General features: G+C 45.2%; 14 protein-coding genes and 2 tRNA genes. 2 read left to right on the top strand and 14 right to left on the bottom strand.

What is annotated here, in order from left to right:
* Positions 1–36 precede the first annotated feature (36 nt).
* From ispF to FNY66_RS02160, 6 genes are all read right to left on the bottom strand, one after another.
* Entirely contained in the window at positions 37–576 is a 540-nt protein-coding gene (gene ispF / locus FNY66_RS02185) for a 2-C-methyl-D-erythritol 2,4-cyclodiphosphate synthase (RefSeq protein WP_087151490.1), read from the bottom strand.
* A gap of 2 nt (positions 577–578) precedes the next feature.
* A complete protein-coding gene (locus FNY66_RS02180; protein WP_150310163.1) occupies positions 579–1,280 on the bottom strand; it encodes a hypothetical protein in 702 nt (233 codons plus the stop codon).
* Positions 1,281–1,379: 99 nt separating this feature from the next.
* Positions 1,380–1,453 (bottom strand) — tRNA-Met (locus FNY66_RS02175).
* Between the two features lie 16 nt (positions 1,454–1,469).
* Positions 1,470–1,542: transfer RNA gene (locus FNY66_RS02170), tRNA-Val, on the bottom strand.
* A 123-nt stretch (positions 1,543–1,665) separates the two neighbouring features.
* Entirely contained in the window at positions 1,666–5,421 is a 3,756-nt protein-coding gene (locus FNY66_RS02165; protein ID WP_150310162.1) for a phosphoribosylformylglycinamidine synthase, read from the bottom strand.
* A gap of 115 nt (positions 5,422–5,536) precedes the next feature.
* Complete coding sequence (locus FNY66_RS02160) at positions 5,537–6,232, bottom strand: TIGR01906 family membrane protein (RefSeq protein WP_150310161.1); 696 nt, start codon at positions 6,230–6,232, stop codon at positions 5,537–5,539.
* Between the two features lie 85 nt (positions 6,233–6,317).
* On the opposite strand from FNY66_RS02160, the gene FNY66_RS02155 reads away from it, so the two are divergent.
* Positions 6,318–7,208: a LysR family transcriptional regulator gene (locus FNY66_RS02155; protein ID WP_087151486.1), complete on the top strand. Its 891-nt coding sequence runs from the start codon at positions 6,318–6,320 to the stop codon at positions 7,206–7,208.
* Here the strand turns inward: FNY66_RS02155 and FNY66_RS02150 are convergent.
* The 6 genes from FNY66_RS02150 to cysK form a co-directional block, all read right to left on the bottom strand.
* Entirely contained in the window at positions 7,184–9,544 is a 2,361-nt protein-coding gene (locus FNY66_RS02150) for an ATP-dependent DNA helicase (protein ID WP_229409420.1), read from the bottom strand. The two genes, FNY66_RS02155 and FNY66_RS02150, sit on opposite strands and share 25 nt — an antisense overlap.
* A gap of 84 nt (positions 9,545–9,628) precedes the next feature.
* The gene (locus tag FNY66_RS02145) at positions 9,629–10,411 is read right to left on the bottom strand and encodes a TIGR03915 family putative DNA repair protein (protein ID WP_087151485.1); all 783 of its coding nucleotides are present in this window, start codon (positions 10,409–10,411) and stop codon (positions 9,629–9,631) included.
* On the bottom strand, positions 10,408–11,727 hold the full coding sequence (locus FNY66_RS02140; protein ID WP_087151484.1) for a putative DNA modification/repair radical SAM protein: 1,320 nt from the start codon (positions 11,725–11,727) through the stop codon (positions 10,408–10,410). Before FNY66_RS02140 ends, FNY66_RS02145 begins: the two co-directional genes overlap by 4 nt.
* Positions 11,728–11,894: 167 nt before the next feature.
* Positions 11,895–13,517 carry a phosphoenolpyruvate--protein phosphotransferase gene (ptsP, locus tag FNY66_RS02135; RefSeq protein ID WP_087151483.1) on the bottom strand — a complete coding sequence of 541 codons (1,623 nt, stop codon included), beginning with the start codon at positions 13,515–13,517 and terminating at the stop codon, positions 11,895–11,897.
* A gap of 24 nt (positions 13,518–13,541) precedes the next feature.
* Positions 13,542–13,799: an HPr family phosphocarrier protein gene (locus FNY66_RS02130; RefSeq protein WP_087151482.1), complete on the bottom strand. Its 258-nt coding sequence runs from the start codon at positions 13,797–13,799 to the stop codon at positions 13,542–13,544.
* Positions 13,800–13,921: 122 nt separating this feature from the next.
* Positions 13,922–14,848 carry a cysteine synthase A gene (gene cysK / locus FNY66_RS02125; RefSeq protein ID WP_087151481.1) on the bottom strand — a complete coding sequence of 309 codons (927 nt, stop codon included), beginning with the start codon at positions 14,846–14,848 and terminating at the stop codon, positions 13,922–13,924.
* A 210-nt stretch (positions 14,849–15,058) separates the two neighbouring features.
* Here cysK and FNY66_RS02120 point away from each other — a divergent pair, with 210 nt between their 5' ends.
* Positions 15,059–15,256 (top strand): cold-shock protein, encoded by a 198-nt coding sequence (locus FNY66_RS02120; RefSeq protein WP_009242211.1) that lies wholly within the window; start codon positions 15,059–15,061, stop codon positions 15,254–15,256.
* Positions 15,257–15,382: 126 nt separating this feature from the next.
* Here FNY66_RS02120 and FNY66_RS02115 read toward each other — a convergent pair whose 3' ends face one another.
* Both FNY66_RS02115 and FNY66_RS02110 read right to left on the bottom strand, forming a co-directional pair.
* Complete coding sequence (locus FNY66_RS02115) at positions 15,383–15,826, bottom strand: amino acid-binding protein (RefSeq protein WP_087151480.1); 444 nt, start codon at positions 15,824–15,826, stop codon at positions 15,383–15,385.
* A 34-nt stretch (positions 15,827–15,860) separates the two neighbouring features.
* On the bottom strand, positions 15,861–17,192 hold the full coding sequence (locus FNY66_RS02110) for a phenylacetate--CoA ligase family protein (protein WP_087151479.1): 1,332 nt from the start codon (positions 17,190–17,192) through the stop codon (positions 15,861–15,863).
* Positions 17,193–17,213 lie beyond the last annotated feature (21 nt).

Genomic DNA, 17,213 nt, shown 5'->3' with positions numbered 1-17,213 from the left:
TATTACTGTCTACTCTGCATCGACGCTGTAACAATCCTATCTGTTTGCACAGCATCCACCGCATACTTCCGGCATCGATGCCAAATCTGTACTGGAATAATTAGTAAATTTTTCAACTGCACAGATTGCATGGGAAGAAATCCCTTCGCCACTTCCCGTAAATCCAAGTCCTTCTTCTGTCGTTGCCTTCACATTTACCTGATCCGTCTCAATCTTAAGCGCAGCGGCGATATTTTCACGCATCTGATCAATATGGGGACGCATCTTCGGCCGCTGTGCTATGATCGTTGCATCGATATTCTCAATCACATATCCCGACTCATCCAACAGCCGTCCTACATGTTCCAGGAGTTTTAAGCTAGATATTCCTTCATATTCCGGATCCGTATCGGGAAAATGCTTCCCGATGTCCCCCAGGGCAGCTGCCCCAAGAAGCGCATCCATTATCGCATGCAACAGTACATCGGCATCGGAATGACCCAGCAGGCCTTTCTCATACGGAATCTCAACACCGCCCATTATCAGTTTTCTTCCGGTCGTAAGCCGGTGCACATCATAGCCCATACCCACACGCATTTTTATCTCTCCTCATAATCATTTTCAATTTCTTCAGCCGGTTCCTGATTGTTTTGCCCGTTGTCGTCTCCGCTTTCTTTTTCAATTCTTATTACTCGGTCATCACCCGCGAATACTACAGACTTGTCCTCATTCGTATTCTTTTCTTCTTTCTCCGGCTGCTCATTGCCCTGTTCCTCTTTATCGACTGCCACTTCAGCCCCCGCCTGCTCCTTTTGCTTTACATCAGCTTTCGTTAGCTGTTCGTCTATAATTTGTTCTACTCCCCCCGGTTCTTGTTTATCCGGTTCTTGTTTGTCCTGTTCTTGTTCATCCGGCTCTGCCCTTCGCTGCTCTTCAACTTTGAAAGATTGCTGTTCCTCTGTCTTTTTAGCTGTTTCGCTTCCACTTATCGTTTCCTTTATCTGGGTAGCCTGCATATTCACCTGCCTTATTTTGGCGGAATCTGTCGAAGCCTTCGTTTTATTCTCGCTCTGTTCTTCAGAAACACCCCAGCCCTTTTCCTCTTTTATGATATCCCATACTTTTTTCATGCAGTAGATTGCATATCCGCCGCCAATAATCAAAAAGATCGCCCCTACTACACACATAAGTATCATATTGCTCGGCTTCTCTTTTACCATCTGGAGCAGAAGCCTTATTCCCAAATATGCCAGATATCCTCCGAGTACGATACGAAACGCATATCCTGCTTTTTTGTTCATCTCTTTATCCTCCGTAGTTATTCTGTGCATTATTCTAGCATAACTTGCAGGATTAATCCACAGTAAGAAAAAAGGACCTGCATCAGCAGATCCTCCGAGTAGCGGAAACTGGATTTGAACCAGCGACACCACGGGTATGAACCGTGTGCTCTAGCCAACTGAGCTATTCCGCCATATTCAGGTTGTATATGGGGCCTATAGGGCTCGAACCTATGACCCTCTGCTTGTAAGGCAGATGCTCTCCCAGCTGAGCTAAGACCCCATATTCTTGCGGGCTTCGGAGTTCCTTTCCGCAACCCGCTTTGCTATTATACTATCATCATCCAACAAATGTCAACACTTTTTTTAATTAATTTTAAAAGATTTTTTGTTTGGATTTTTTATGCTATTTAAAGTACTTTACGCCGGACTCGAATATCTTCATATCTTGTTCTCCGTAAATGTTGATTGCAACAGACAAATCCCGCCGCTCAGAATGTGCCATCTTACCAAGCACACGTCCGTCAGGACTTGTAATTCCCTCTATTGCAGAGTAGGAGCCATTAACATTCCACTCTTCATTCATAGTAGTATTCCCTTCCGGATCACAGTACTGTGTCGCCACCTGTCCGTTCTCAAACAACCGCCTGATCCACTCGTCATCCGCCACAAATCGCCCCTCTCCATGAGATGCCGGATTTGTATAGACTCCACCGAGTTCCGTTCCCATAAGCCAAGGTGATTTGTTTGTCACAACTTTCGTATATACCATCTTAGAGATATGACGTCCGATCGTATTGTATGTCAATGTCGGCGAATCCTCTTTCTGTCCGACGATCTTCCCGTACGGAACAAGCCCAAGCTTGATAAGCGCCTGGAAACCGTTACAAATACCAAGCGCAAGACCGTCACGCTCGTTTAGCAGCTTCTCCACAGCTTCTTTGATCTTTGCATTCTGGAATGCCGTAGCAAAGAATTTCGCAGATCCGTCCGGTTCATCACCAGCGCTGAAGCCGCCCGGGAACATGATCATCTGAGCTTGTCCTATCGCTTTTTCAAACTCAACTACAGACGATCTTATATCTTCCGCATCCAGGTTGCGGAAGACTTTCGTCACTACCTTTGCACCTGCACGCTCAAACGCCCTTGTACTGTCATATTCACAGTTTGTCCCTGGGAATACCGGTATAAACACAGTAGGCTGCCCGATCTTATGACTGCAGATATGGATATCGGATGTATTGAACAGCTTTTCTTCGATTGTCTTATCCGAACTCTCTTCTGATTTTGTGGCAAACACTTTTTCAAGCGTTCCAGTCCATGCACCGAGCGCCTCATCAATGCCAATCCGAACATTACCGTATTCAAAACTGTCAGCATCTGTCACTTCACCGATCACAGTATATGTGATCTGCAGATTTCCTACCTGTCCGTCTTCCACCTCAGCGATAATATCACCGAATGCAGGAGCAAACACATCGCGCGGATCCATATTATGTTCAATCTTCACACCCTTGCGGTTTCCGAATGCCATCTTGCTAACCGCCGCGATCACGCCATGTCGGTCGAGCGCGTAGGCGGATACGATCCTTCCCGCTCTGATATCTTCCTCGAATTTTCCATACTGATCCATGATCTGTCCATAAACCGGAAGATCATACTCGTCTTTCTCTATTCTGAGCCATACAAGCTTGTTTCCTGCCTTTTTGAGCTCCGGAGTAATGATATCTTTGTCAAGCGCCATATCGACCGCAAATGATACAAGTGTAGGCGGAACATCGATATCCTGGAATGTTCCGGACATACTGTCCTTGCCTCCGATTGACGGAAGGCCGAAACCGATCTGGGCTGCATATGCTCCAAGTAACGCTGCAAACGGCTGGCTCCAGCGCTTCGGATCCTCTGACATACGGCGGAAATACTCCTGGAATGTAAAGCGGATTTTTCTGTAATCTCCGCCGGCAGCCACAATCTTTGCAATAGATTCTGTTACTGCATAGACTGCGCCGTGATACGGACTCCAGCTTGACAGATACGGATCAAATCCGTAACTCATCATAGACACACTGTCCGTCTTTCCATTCTGAACCGGCACTTTAGCTACCATTGCCTGTGTCTCTGTAAGCTGATATTTCCCTCCATGCGGCATAAACACAGACCCGGCGCCGATAGATCCGTCAAACATCTCCACAAGGCCTTTCTGTGAGCATACATTAAGGTCGCTCAAAGTGTTCAGCCATGCTTCTCTCACATCGCCGATCTCGTTTTTCTTAAAGAGGCTGTTCTCACGCTCCGGCATCTCTACTTCCACATCCGTCTCCTGATGTGCACCGTTTGTGTCAAGAAAAGCACGGGAAAGATTCACGATCTCCTTTCCTCTCCAGATCAGAACCAGTCTCGGCTCCTCTGTAACAACTGCAACTTTTGTCGCCTCGAGGTTCTCTTCTTTTGCATATGACATGAATTCATCTACGTCTTTCGGGTCAACAACGACCGCCATACGCTCCTGTGACTCTGAGATTGCGATCTCTGTTCCATCAAGACCGGCATACTTCTTCGGAACTTTATCAAGTTCTACTCTGAGGCCGTCTGCAAGTTCTCCAATTGCAACCGATACTCCGCCAGCCCCGAAATCATTACATTTCTTGATCAGGCGGCTGACTTCTTCACGGCGGAACAGTCTCTGGATCTTACGTTCTGTAGGCGGATTACCTTTCTGTACTTCTGCACCGCAGGTTTCGATGGATTCTTCTGTGTGAACTTTTGAGGAACCTGTTGCTCCTCCACATCCGTCTCGTCCTGTACGGCCGCCAAGCAGAATTATAATATCTCCCGGATCCGAATTCTCACGGATAACAGCACGCCTCGGTGCGGCACCCAGAACAGCTCCGATCTCCATACGTTTTGCCACATAATCCGGGTGATAGATTTCTTTTACAAGACCGGTTGCAAGACCGATCTGATTTCCATAAGAGCTGTAGCCATGCGCAGCTTCTCGGACAAGTTTCTTCTGAGGCAGCTTGCCTTTCAGAGTGTCTTTCACAGATACTGTCGGATCTGCAGCGCCCGTCACACGCATTGCCTGATAGACATATGTTCTCCCAGAGAGCGGATCACGGATAGCTCCTCCCAGACAGGTAGCAGCGCCGCCGAACGGCTCAATCTCTGTAGGATGATTATGTGTCTCATTTTTAAAATTGATCAGCCATTCCTCTTCTACACCGTCCACTTTGATCGGTACGACAATACTGCAGGCATTGATCTCATCGGACTCTTCCTGATCGTCCAGTTTCCCTTCTCTCTTCAGTCTTCTCATAGCCATGAGTGCAAGATCCATCAGGCAGACAAACTTGTCCTCTCTGCCCGCAAATATCTCACTGTGGTCCTTCAGATATTCCCGATACGTATCTTCGATCGGCTTTCTGTAATATCCGTCATCAAACTGCACATCCTTTAACTCTGTAGAGAATGTTGTGTGACGGCAGTGGTCGGACCAGTAAGTATCAAGAACACGAATCTCTGTCATCGTAGGATTCCTGTGTTCTTCCCCTCTATAATATCTCTGTATATGCTGAAAATCTTTAAATGTCATAGCAAGACCAAGCGAATCATACAGTTTCTTTAATTCATCCTCCTGCATCTCACTAAAGCCACCAAAGACAAGGATATCAGCCGGTTCGTCGAATGTCGTGACAAGTGTCTCAGGCTTCTCATCTGCGGCCTCTCTGGAATCAACCGGATTGATGCAGTGGTTCCTGATCGCCTCGAATTCGTTGTCAGAGATGTCTCCCTCTATCACGTAAGTTGTTGCAGTACGAATAACCGGACTCTCATCCTCCTTGATAAAACGGATACACTGCTCCGCAGAATCCGCCCTCTGGTCAAACTGACCCGGAAGGAATTCAACCGAGAAACTGCGGTCACCTTCGGATACCGGATATTCTTCCCGGTAAAGAATATCTACCGGCGGCTCTGCAAATACTCCGCTGCACGCCTTTTCAAATGTATCATCAGAAATATTCTCCACATCATACCGGATAAGAACTCTCACTCCTGTCACATCCATGATACCGAGATACCGTCTGATCTCGTGGCGAAGCTCTTTCGCCGCAACGGCATAATCCGCTTTCTTCTCAACAAATACACGTCTTACACTGCCCATATAAAATCTCCTTTGCATGATTATTCGTGCCTCGTGCACCCAAAATAATATCTGTTAGTATCGTACCACACTTAACTTCATTAGTACAATTAATATAACTTAAATTAGTTATAAGTCATGCTAATTTCTTTCTCTGCTTCATGATTTGAGGGATAAAACTCAGTACAAGAACCACAGCAAGACCTCCCACAAAAATCGCCCCAATCCTCATGACCATATCATAAAACAGCCCCTCCGTAAGCATCCGGATCATATAGTCTTCCGCCGGATCAAAGATCCAGAGATCATTATCAAAAAAGATATGGTGAAACTGTACGAACACCGCATTGAAGTCAACTACTGCCGCAATACCGATCAGAGCAACAGCGATCCCCGTAATGCCCAGGGCGATCCAGTAAGACCGCGGAATAATCTTTTTGATATCCGCCCGGCTGATAAGGAGGAATACTATACAGAGGACCACAGCAGCGCAGGCACCCAGCCGGATATTCAGACCGCCTATAAACAAGTCACGGACTTCTGCCATATGAAACCTGTCCTGCTCATTAAAAAAATCCTGTTCCCGACCCTCAACTGTTGTGATCACCGAAAGAGTATCTCCGTTTCCCCGAAGATAATCCATCATTTCATGAGTCACATACATAACATCATCCATGGTCATATCCAGATCGGACAGTACATCATACTTCTCATATTCTTCTTGATAAACGCTGAAATCGGAATACATAGCAATTTCAAAACTTGTGATAAGCAGTGCTGCAATGATCGAAAAACCTAAGATTATGCCGGCACACCATTGTAATTTTTTCATATTGTCTTAATCCTTTCCACAGTATTGTTGTAATTCTTTTTCATATAGCTTATAATAGAATCAATATTTATTAGGAGGTCTTATAATGATCGATATCAATTATGAACTGTATAAAGTATTTTACCATGTGGCGTCAACTCTGAACTTTTCTGAGGCCTCCAAACAGCTTTTCATCTCACAATCGGCTGTGAGCCAGTCCATCAAGACACTGGAGCGGAAGCTGGATCAGACGCTGTTCATAAGAAGCACAAAAAAAGTGCAGCTCACCCCGGAGGGTGAAATTCTCATGAGGCATATCGAACCTGCCATGAATCTGATTCAGAAGGGCGAGGCGCAGCTTATTGACGCAGCCTCCACCGGCGGTCAGATCCGCATCGGCGCCAGTGACACGATCTGCCGTTATTTTCTGATCCCATATTTGGAACGTTTTCATAAAGCCTTTCCGGGAGCACACATCAAAGTAATCAACCAGACTTCAATGAAATGTGCGGAACTTCTGAGGAACGGTCAGGTTGATCTGATCGTGGTGAACTATCCGAACAACCACCTAGGAACCGCCGCCTCTGTTCTGCGTATCAAAAAATTCCGCGATGTGTTCATTGCCGGCAGTCCATTCCTGGAATTAAAAGACCGGACAGTATCTTTTTCCGAGCTTCTTCACTACCCAATCCTGATGCTGGATAAAAACAGTACGACAAACGAATTCCTCCATCAGGTCTTTCAGCAGCATCAGCTCGATCTTGTACCGGAAATCGAACTGACGAGCAACGATCTTCTGATCGATCTGGCCCGCATAGGCCTTGGTATCGCGTTCGTTCCGGACTACTGTATCACCAGCCAGTCTGACGACCTGTTTCTGCTGAAGACAAAAGAAGAGCTTCCGTACCGTGAGCTGGCCGTCGCTTATAATGATCAGCTTCCTCTCTCAAGAGCTTCAATGGAATTTCTGAGTTATTTCCAAAAAGATTCCATATAATCACTCAGCGTGGCTGCACTACAGATCTGACAGTTTTCCCATTCTCGCGGGAAGCTGTCCCTGTACTGCCGCCGGGAGAATCTGTCATCAAGAAGGAGTACGACACCCCGGTCTGTCTCTGTCCGGATCACTCTCCCCGCAGACTGCAGTACTTTGTTGATTCCCGGATACAGATATGCATAGTCGAACCCTCTCATTCCTCTCGAATCGAAATAACCTTTTACAATTTCACGGTCATTACACACCTGCGGAAGGCCCGTTCCCACAATGACAGCTCCGATCAGCCGGTCAGCTGTAAGATCGATTCCCTCGGAAAACACGCCGCCCATCACGCAAAATCCTACAAGACTGTTTTCTCTCTCCCGATCAAATTCTTCAAGAAACTCTTCTCTTTCCCGTTCGTCCATATTTTGAGCCTGGAGCAGTACATCGATTCCTTCTGCTTTGTGCACGAACTGATCGTATACCTCTTCCATAAAACGGTAAGACGGAAAGAAGGCCATATAATTTCCCTTTTTGCATTCTGCCATTCTGCCGATATAATCGGCATATCTGCGATACATGCTTTCGCTCCTCATCGTATAGCGTGTGCTGACATCCCTGGCCTGCAGCAGCAGCATATTTTCTCTCGGGAAAGGGGATTCTGCATAGATTGCATAGTCATCTTTCTCAACAGAGAGCAGGCTCTTATAATAGTGGATCGGCAGTAGTGTTGCCGAGAAAAATACCGTACCACTTCCAAATTCAAGGTAATTCTGCAGATTTGCCGCAGGATTCACACAGAAGAGCTTCAGCTTAAATCTTCCATCATCCTCCAGTTCACTGTAGATCACATAATTTTCATCCAGAATATCATGTATACTGACAAATGAACGCACCTGGAAATACAGATTCAGCACACTCTCCCGTATCTCGTCCCCACTCGGTTCTTCCAGAAATCTCTCCATCTCCGTCAGCAGGTTCATCAGCTTCAGGGCTATATGCGAAACACTGTTCAGAATCTGATAATCCTCGCACTCACGCTTGAGTTCCAGGAACAGTTTATTGACATCGCCGAGCCGCCGCGCCAGTCTGGCGTCCAGATTCTTTACCTGCCGTTTCAGTTCCAGAAGATCTTCTTTGTATAATACTGCACTGTACATCTCTCTTCCGCGTTCTACCAGATTATGTGCCTCATCGATCAGGAAAATATAATTCCCACTGCTTCCCTCTGAAAAGAATCGTTTGAGATGTGCATTCGGATCAAACACATAATTGTAGTCACAGATCACTGCATCAACCCAGGTGGAAATATCAAGAGAAAGCTCAAACGGACATACCCTAAACTTCTCAGCTTGTCTCTCTATCGCCGACCGGTTCATTTCATTTCCACTGATAAGCATATCATAAACTGCATCATTTACGCGATCAAAGTGCCCTTTTGCATAAGGGCACGATTCCGGATTGCATAAAGTTTCTTCACAAAAACATATCTTTTCTTTGGCCGTGAGCGTGATGACCTTCATACTGAGTCCCTGATCTTTCATCGTCCGAAATGCCTGCTCTGCCACAGTACGCGTGATCGTCTTCGCTGTCAGATAAAATATCTTATCCCCTAATCTCTCCCCAACGGCTTTTACTGCCGGGAATACAGTGGATATAGTTTTTCCCACGCCTGTCGGCGCCTGTATAAAAAGTTTTTTTCTTCTCAAAATCGTTCGGTAAACTGCCGCGGCCACATCACGCTGTCCCGGGCGGTAAGAAAATGGGAATTCTACTTTCTTTATGGAAGCATTTCTTGTTTTCTCCCATTCTATCTGAAATCTTGCCCACTTTTCATACTGACGGATCAGATTATCAAACCATTCTTTTAATTCATCTATGGTAAACTTTTCTTCAAATCTTTTAATCTCCTCCGTGTCAAGATGACAGTATGTCAGTTGGACACCTATATTCTCCAGCCCTTTCTGTCCGGCATAGATATATGCGTAACATTTTGCCTGTGCGAGGTGCACCTTCACCGGCTCGGTTATATGTTCCAGATCACGAAGCACACCTTTGATTTCATCAACTGTAACTTCTGTCTCCCCGGTTTCTTCATGAATGATAATGCCGTCTGCACGGCCTTCCACCTGGATCCTGAATCCATCACGCGGAATTTCTGTTTTCAGACTTATCTCAGCATGATAATCCGAACCCATGCTTCTTTGTATCTTCCGATGCAGACGGCCTCCTATCAGCATTGCTTCTTTATCCATACTCCCGGAAGTCCTGTTATCGATGTCTCCGCCTCTTAATATAAACTCAACAAGATTTCTGACAGAAACACGAACGATTTTCTCCGTTCCTTTTTCCACTACTGCACTGTCGCCTCTTTCATTGCATGTATTTCATCTTTATGCAGATGCGATGATGTATCTATCATAATCTCATTTTCCGTTTTATACAATATCTTTTCTGTTGCTTTTAAACTCCGTCATATCTCCCCTGAAATGAAGCGGAAGATGATTTCTCTGACATCCTGGATTTTCTCGTTCTTTGATCGAAACCGTTTCAAAAAAGTTTTTCCACAGGCACGCATAACTTTTCTCGTTCTCTGATACCGCCTGTGATGCCTCTATATTAAGCTTTTCACCCCAGACAAGTCTCCATTTTCTCTCCCTTGCATGAATAAGAAATACTTTATGTGTTTTGTCGTATATCATCCAGTTTTCCAGAGGAAAACGGTCCGCAAAATGGTCTCCGATGCATGTAAGCACCTGTGATTTCGGAGTAATTTCAGAAAACAGGACACCATTTTCCAGTTCACGGAAGCGGATAAATTCCTCATACATATGTGCTTCATTGGATACACTGCGGCTCATTGCAAACACTTTCGCAACATCAGCATTGCCAAGGTGATCCATAATCCTGCTGCTGTCCGCTATATTTCTGGCCTCCTGCATGGTTCGAAATACTTCAGTGCCTTTTTCCGGATCATCCGACAGAAGCGCATGATAAATATCCCAGTACGCATTGTATCCCAGGTAGCGTTTCACCATGCGCTGCAGACGCTGCGCTTTCACTTCAGTCTCTGCAACAGTCTTATACTGACAAAATAACTGCTGTTGTACCTTACCCCTAAGCCCGATCCCGGCCTCACTGTTTCTCCTCTCAAGCCAGGCATCATGCAGTGCTGAAAACAGACCGGTAATTGTATCTGTACATATATAAATCTGCATCATATTCCGTTCACCCCACTGAAATTCGCATCATCAAACAGAGAAAGCTGCCGGTACGTCATACCGTACGCTCCTTCCGGAATCTTTTCTTTCGTATTCAGAAGATTCCTTGTAATATAATCTTCCTCGATTCGTACCGGATACATCATCCGGCCTGCACATGTAATAAAATACAGTGCCCGTTTAAGCGCTACCCCCATTTTTTTAAGATCTTCAAACTGCAGTACGCCCAGACGCCTCGCCTTTACGATCCTGGCTGCCGACTTGTATCCAATTCCCGGAACTCTGAGCAGAAGTCTGTAGTCTGCCTTATTGATCTCTATCGGGAAAACTTCCAGATGCTTCAGCGCCCAGCAGCACTTAGGATCCAGCAGTATATTAAAATTAGGATTCTCTTCATCCAGAAGCTCATGTGCTTCAAAATGATAAAACCTGAGCAGCCAGTCAGCCTGATACAGTCTGTGTTCTCTCAAAAGCGGCGGCTGGTTATCTTTCAATACCGGCAAGTCCCTGTCCTCATTGACTGGAACAAAGGCAGAGTAAAACACCCGCTTTAAATCAAACTTTTTATACAGGGATTCTGCTACGTTCAGGATCTGATAATCTGTCTCGGGGGTTGCTCCAATAATCATCTGCGTGCTCTGTCCTGCCGGAACAAATCTGGGGGCATTCCGGTACAATCGGATTTCCTGCTTATTCTCTGTTATTTGGTTTTGCACCAGACGCATAGGTGCCAGTATGTTCTTTCGGGATTTGTGCGGTGCCAGAAGACGCAGGCTCTCCGCTGTAGGCAGTTCAACATTTACGCTCATTCTGTCTGCAAGAAAGCCTGTCATCTGTACCAGCCCTGGGTCAGCGCCCGGAATTGCTTTCACGTGGATATAACCCTGAAAATTACATACGTGCCTGAGTCTGTACAATGCCGCATAGATCAGTTCCATCGTATAATCCGGACTCTTTAAGATACCCGAACTCAAAAACAACCCCTCTATATAATTTCTTCTATAGAACTCCATCGTAAGCGTACATATTTCTTCAGGAGTGAATGAGGTGCGTACCACATCATTTGATGCCCGGTTAATACAGTATTTGCAGTCATAGATACACTCATTAGTAAAAAGTATCTTCAGAAGTGAGATGCAGCGGCCGTCGGCAGAAAAGCTGTGACAAATCCCTGCCTTACTGCAATTTCCCATGCCAGTGCCGTCGCCTTTGCGTTCAACACCGCTGGAAGTACAGGAAACATCATATTTTGCAGCGTCTGAGAGTATATTCAGTTTTTCGTTCAGTGTCATTTCTTCCTGTATTATATTCTGCATATCTCCCTCCCGATTAACGAACATTTGTTCTTTCTTTTGTTATAGAATAGCACGTATGTTCGATTATTTCAAGAGGTATTAAAAAAGACACCTCCTGAAATCTTCTTAGATTCCATGAAGTGTCACTTTAATTTCTTTATAGTATGAGTTGCCTGACAAATGGGCAACTATTCACACTCTCTGATCCGTTTTCTCAACGGAAGCACCATAGATGGAGATACAGACAGTTCATCCAGCCCCATCTTAAGGAACTCTTCCGTAAGTTCAAGGTCTGCTCCCAATTCTCCACAAATGCCGATCCAAGCGCCTTCTGCGTGCGCACTTTCTGCCGCCATCTTTATCATAGCAAGTACTGCCGGATGGTGCGGATCATAGAATTCGTCCAGTTTAGAATTCTGACGGTCAATTGCCAATGTATACTGCGTCAGGTCATTTGTCCCAACACTAAAGAAGTCTACTTCTTTCGCAAGCTCACGGCTGACCATAACAGATGCCGGAGTTTCTATCATGATACCGAGTTCAACATCCTCTTTATACGGGATGCCCTCATTCTTCAGTTCCTCTTTTACATCTGCTATGATTTCTTTAATCTTACGTACCTCTCCGACTGATGTTATCATCGGGAACATAATAGAAATATTGCCAAATACTGCTGCACGGTAGAGTGCACGGAGCTGTGTCTTAAATATCTCAGGTCTTGTAAGACAGATACGGATTGCGCGATAACCAAGGGCCGGATTTTCCTCCTTATCCAGGTTAAAATAATCAACCTGCTTGTCAGCTCCGATATCAAGTGTACGGATAATGACTTTCTTTCCCGCCATACTTTCCGCAACCTTTTTATATACCGAAAACTGCTGCTCTTCTGTCGGGAAATCAGTATTTTCAAGATAAAGGAACTCACTCCTGAAAAGCCCTATTCCGCCGGCATCATTTTTAAGAACAGCGCCAAGATCGGAAACATTACCAATGTTTGCATACACATTGATCTTCTGTCCGCTCTTTGTAATATTTTCTTTGCCTTTGAGCTGTTCCAGAAGCGCCTTCTGCTCAAGATCTTTTTCACGCTTCTCCTGCATCTCTTTCAGCGTCGCTTCATCAGGATCGATATATAAAGTACCTGTAAAGCCATCGATGATCGCTTCTCTGCCGCTATACTCCTGAAGAAGTCCTTCTCCCAGACCTATCACGGCAGGTATATTCATTGTACGCGCCAAAATAGCCGTATGTGAATTTGATGATCCATACATCGTCGCAAAGCCAAGCACTTTACTCTTATCAAGCTGAACAGTCTCACTCGGGGCGAGGTCGTCTGCAGCTATAATGCAGGGCTCTGTCATTTCTTTTAAACCTGTGTCAGCTCCGCTTAATATGTCAAGAACTCGCTCTGAAACGTCTTTTACATCTGCTGCACGCCCCTGCATATACGCATCATCCATAGAAGAGAACATTGCTGCGAAATTATCTGCAGTTGTAGCGACCGCATATTCCGCATTTACTTCCTGTGTACGAATGATATTTTCAATCGACTCAATATAATCCAGATCTTCAAGCATCATCTGATGGATCTCAAAAATCATCGCATTGGCTTCACCGACATCCGCAAGTGCTTTATCATACAGCCCCTTCAACTGGGTAACAGCAGTATCTTTTGCTTCCTGGAATCTATTCCATTCTGCATCAACATCTTCGACGTGTGTTCTCTTAATCACTTTGTCATTTCTCTGATAGAATAAAAGCTTTCCTATCGACACACCGCCAAATACACTTTTACCGCTAATCGTAATCATGATTTATAAATTCTCCTTATTGATTTATAAATTCTCTTTGAAGAATGTCTCCAGTTCTGCTGCTGCTGTATCTTCATCGGCACCTTCAACAGTGATCGTAATCTCCTCGCCTGTCTTCACACCAAGTCCCATTACTCCAAAGATTCTCTTTGCATCTGCGCTTTTCTCACCCTTAGCGATCTTAACAGAAGACTGATATCCTGCAGCCTGTTTTACAAGAATTCCTGCCGGTCTTGCATGGATTCCCTCCGGATCTGTGATCACATATTTGAATTCTTTCATTTTAGGTTTCCTCCTTTATCTTTTACTCCTTGTATAAGTATATAACAGATTAGATAAATTTTCAATTACGGATTATCGAAGGATCTTTGTTTATGCCCGATTCTTCATCCTTAAACAGCAGCTTATTCGAACAGCGGTGTAGAGAGATAACGTTCACCCGTATCCGGCAAGAGTGCAACGATTGTTTTTCCTTCATTTTCTGCTTTGTTTGCTTCATAAATAGCAGCATGAAGAGCAGCACCCGATGTAATACCGACGAGTATTCCTTCTTTTCGTGCCAAAAGCCTTGCCGCAGCATATGCTTCATCTTCCGTCACCCTGATTATCCTATTGTATATTTCTGTATCAAGGATTTCCGGAACAAATCCGGCCCCAATTCCCTGGAGTCCGTGAGGTCCCGGTTTGCCGCCGGAAAGAACGGGTGATGCCGACGGTTCTACCGCAACCACTTCTACTTCACTCTTTCTCTCTTTTAAATAGCGGCCTGCCCCGGTAATCGTTCCGCCTGTTCCGGCTCCGGCTATAAATATATCTACCTTTCCTTCAGTATCCTCCCAAATCTCAGGACCTGTTGTTCTGTAATGAGCATCCGGATTCGCCTTATTTACAAACTGTCCGAGAACGATTGCATTATCAATCTTTTTTTCAAGCTCTTCTGCTTTTTCTATAGCACCTGCCATGCCTTTAGATCCCTCTGTCAGCACGATCTGTGCGCCGTAGCCGAGCAACAGTTTTCGTCGTTCGATACTCATAGTCTCGGGCATTACAAATATCGCCCGGTACCCTCGCGCGGCAGCAACTGACGCAAGTCCGATTCCCGTATTGCCGCTGGTAGGCTCTATAATCGTAGCGCCTGGTCTTATGCGTCCGCTCTTCTCCGCATCTTCGATCATATTGAGGGCCACACGATCCTTAACACTTCCTGCCGGGTTAAAATATTCAAGCTTTACCAGCACTCTCGCTTTGAGCTTTTCTTCTGCTCTCAGATTTTTAATTTCTAAAAGAGGGGTTGCACCAATTAATTCTGTTATACTTTCATATATTTTCATCTTAATCTCCTTTCTGACATTTGAACTTTCCTATTATTTTAAACAAGGTTCTTTACAATTACAACACTCTGACATCTTTTGTATATTTTTACGAATCAACAGAGAAATTCGTTGACTTTCATTGTTAAACATGCTACACTGAGGCGGTATCAGTTCAATAGGCAAACTGATACAGCAACTTATTTATATTTTCTTATGGAGGGTAACACAATGACAGGTACAGTGAAATGGTTTAACAACCAGAAAGGCTACGGATTCATCTCTGATTCTGAGGGCAATGATATCTTCGTTCATTACTCAGGACTTGTAATGGATGGATTCAAAACCCTGGAAGAAGGCCAGGCTGTCGAGTTCGAAGTGACAGAAGGCGCAAAAGGACCACAGGCAACTAATGTAGTAAAACTTTAATCAGATTTTTAATGTACCTTTTAATATATAAACCGACTTGATTTATATAAAAAAGCATTACAGAAAAACGAGATTAAAAAGAAGATCCGTCCGGCTCATTACTATCCGGACGGATCTTCTTTTACTTTAAAGTTTTGTATTTGACACATATGCTTCGGGAGCTTCCCATATATCAAATCCACTGCCTCTCAGGATATCAACCACTCTTGCCGGGTCATCGCATTTAAGCACCGCTGAGGCATCTGCACCGTTTGCAAACGCATACATGTATTCAATATTCACATCTCCTTCAACAATCTGATGCATGGCACGGCTTAAGGATCCTGTCTCATGCGGAACTCTCAGAGCAACTACATCTGTCAGCATAGCCGTAATTCCGTTATCTCTGAGTACTGCTTTCCCTTTATTTGGATCAGAAACAATCATCCTTAGCATACCATATTCTGTTGTATCAGCAAGGCTTAAGGCCACAATGTTGACATCATTTCCTGCCAGAACAGAAAGCACCTCATCGAGCCGTCCCTCCCGGTTCTCAAGAAATACGGATAACTGCTGAATCGTGATTCCCATAACTTCTACCTCCTATATATGCTTTCTGCTGCTTTTACAGCTTTCTGTTGTCAATGACACGGACCGCCTTGCCTTCACTTCTCTGGATAGACTTAGGTTCAACAAGTTTCACCCTCACAGAAATGCCAAGTGCCTGTTTCAATACGGCACCAATCTTATTACGCAGCGCATCCAGCTTTCTGATCTCGTCGGAGAACACTCTCTCGTCCACTTCTACCATGACAGTGAGTACATCCATATTGTCCTCTCTGTCCACGATCATCATATAATGTGGTGCTACTACTCCGCCCATTGAAAGAAGCGCTGTCTCTACCTGCGTCGGGAATACATTGACACCGCGGATAACTTTCATATCATCCGTCCTGCCTGTAAACTTGGAAATCCTCGGAAGTGTTCGTCCACATTCGCACGGACTGTGGTCAATACTTGTCAGGTCTTTCGTACGGTAACGGAGCAGCGGCATCGCTTCTTTCGCCAGCGTAGTAAATACAAGTTCTCCCGTCTCACCGTCTGCACATTTTTCATGTGTTGCCGGGTTAAGGACCTCGGGATAGAAATAGTCTGCATGTACATGAAGCCCTGCCTTATGGATACAATCCTGCGCAACACCCGGACCCGTAATCTCACAAAGGCCGTATATATCAAAGCAGTTGATATGCAGGATGCTCTCAATCTTCTTGCGCATCTCTTCTGTCCACGGCTCTGCGCCATGGATCCCGGCTTTTATCTTCATATGATCGACAAGTCCTGCCTCCTGAATAGATTCCGCAAGATACAGTGCATAGGACGGTGTACACGCAAATGCTGTCGCACCCAGATCCTCCATACACATCATCTGACGCTTTGTATTTCCTGCAGACATCGGGATTGCTGTCGCTCCGAGTGCCTTTGCACCGTAATCAAGCCCCATTCCTCCTGTGAAGAGTCCGTATCCATAACACACATGGATAATATCTTCGTTCGTAAGACCTGCCATTGTAAGTCCCCGCGCTACGCACTCCCCCCATACTTCCACATCTTTCTGTGAATACGGCGCTATAGTAAGTTTTCCTGTGGTTCCGGAAGTCCCCTGCACACGCACGACGTCTTTCATCGGAATCGCCAGAAGTCCGAACGGATAGTTATTCTTCAGGTCTTCTTTAGTAGTGAACGGAAGTTTCTCGATGTCTTCGATTGATTTGATATCCCCCGGCTCCACACCTCTCTGCTGCATTTTTTTTCGGTAGAAATCGACATTTTCATACACTCTCTTAACGACATCTACCAGACGTTTGCTCTGCAGGTCCGCCATCTCGTCCCTGCTCATACACTCAATCTTCGGATCACGGATGCGTTCCACCCAGTTTTCCAGTGCTACTCCTGCCATTTTCCTTTTTCTCCTTTTGTC

The sequence above is a fragment of the Mediterraneibacter catenae genome (assembly GCF_008691045.1).
In the GTDB taxonomy this organism is placed as follows: domain Bacteria; phylum Bacillota; class Clostridia; order Lachnospirales; family Lachnospiraceae; genus Mediterraneibacter; species Mediterraneibacter ornithocaccae.
Note: the sequence above shows the minus strand (reverse complement) of the source record. Positions and strands in the feature narration are given on the sequence as shown.

Bases quoted from the DNA above. Each gene is read 5' to 3' on its own strand.
- ispF (WP_087151490.1), bottom strand. From the start codon at position 576: ATGCGTGTGGGTATGGGCTATGATGTGCACCGGCTTACGACCGGAAGA.
- FNY66_RS02180 (WP_150310163.1), bottom strand. From the start codon at position 1,280: ATGAACAAAAAAGCAGGATATGCGTTTCGTATCGTACTCGGAGGATAT.
- FNY66_RS02165 (WP_150310162.1), bottom strand. From the start codon at position 5,421: ATGGGCAGTGTAAGACGTGTATTTGTTGAGAAGAAAGCGGATTATGCC.
- FNY66_RS02160 (WP_150310161.1), bottom strand. From the start codon at position 6,232: ATGAAAAAATTACAATGGTGTGCCGGCATAATCTTAGGTTTTTCGATC.
- FNY66_RS02155 (WP_087151486.1), top strand. From the start codon at position 6,318: ATGATCGATATCAATTATGAACTGTATAAAGTATTTTACCATGTGGCG.
- FNY66_RS02145 (WP_087151485.1), bottom strand. From the start codon at position 10,411: ATGATGCAGATTTATATATGTACAGATACAATTACCGGTCTGTTTTCA.
- FNY66_RS02140 (WP_087151484.1), bottom strand. From the start codon at position 11,727: ATGCAGAATATAATACAGGAAGAAATGACACTGAACGAAAAACTGAAT.
- ptsP (WP_087151483.1), bottom strand. From the start codon at position 13,517: ATGATTACGATTAGCGGTAAAAGTGTATTTGGCGGTGTGTCGATAGGA.
- FNY66_RS02130 (WP_087151482.1), bottom strand. From the start codon at position 13,799: ATGAAAGAATTCAAATATGTGATCACAGATCCGGAGGGAATCCATGCA.
- cysK (WP_087151481.1), bottom strand. From the start codon at position 14,848: ATGAAAATATATGAAAGTATAACAGAATTAATTGGTGCAACCCCTCTT.
- FNY66_RS02120 (WP_009242211.1), top strand. From the start codon at position 15,059: ATGACAGGTACAGTGAAATGGTTTAACAACCAGAAAGGCTACGGATTC.
- FNY66_RS02115 (WP_087151480.1), bottom strand. From the start codon at position 15,826: ATGGGAATCACGATTCAGCAGTTATCCGTATTTCTTGAGAACCGGGAG.
- FNY66_RS02110 (WP_087151479.1), bottom strand. From the start codon at position 17,192: ATGGCAGGAGTAGCACTGGAAAACTGGGTGGAACGCATCCGTGATCCG.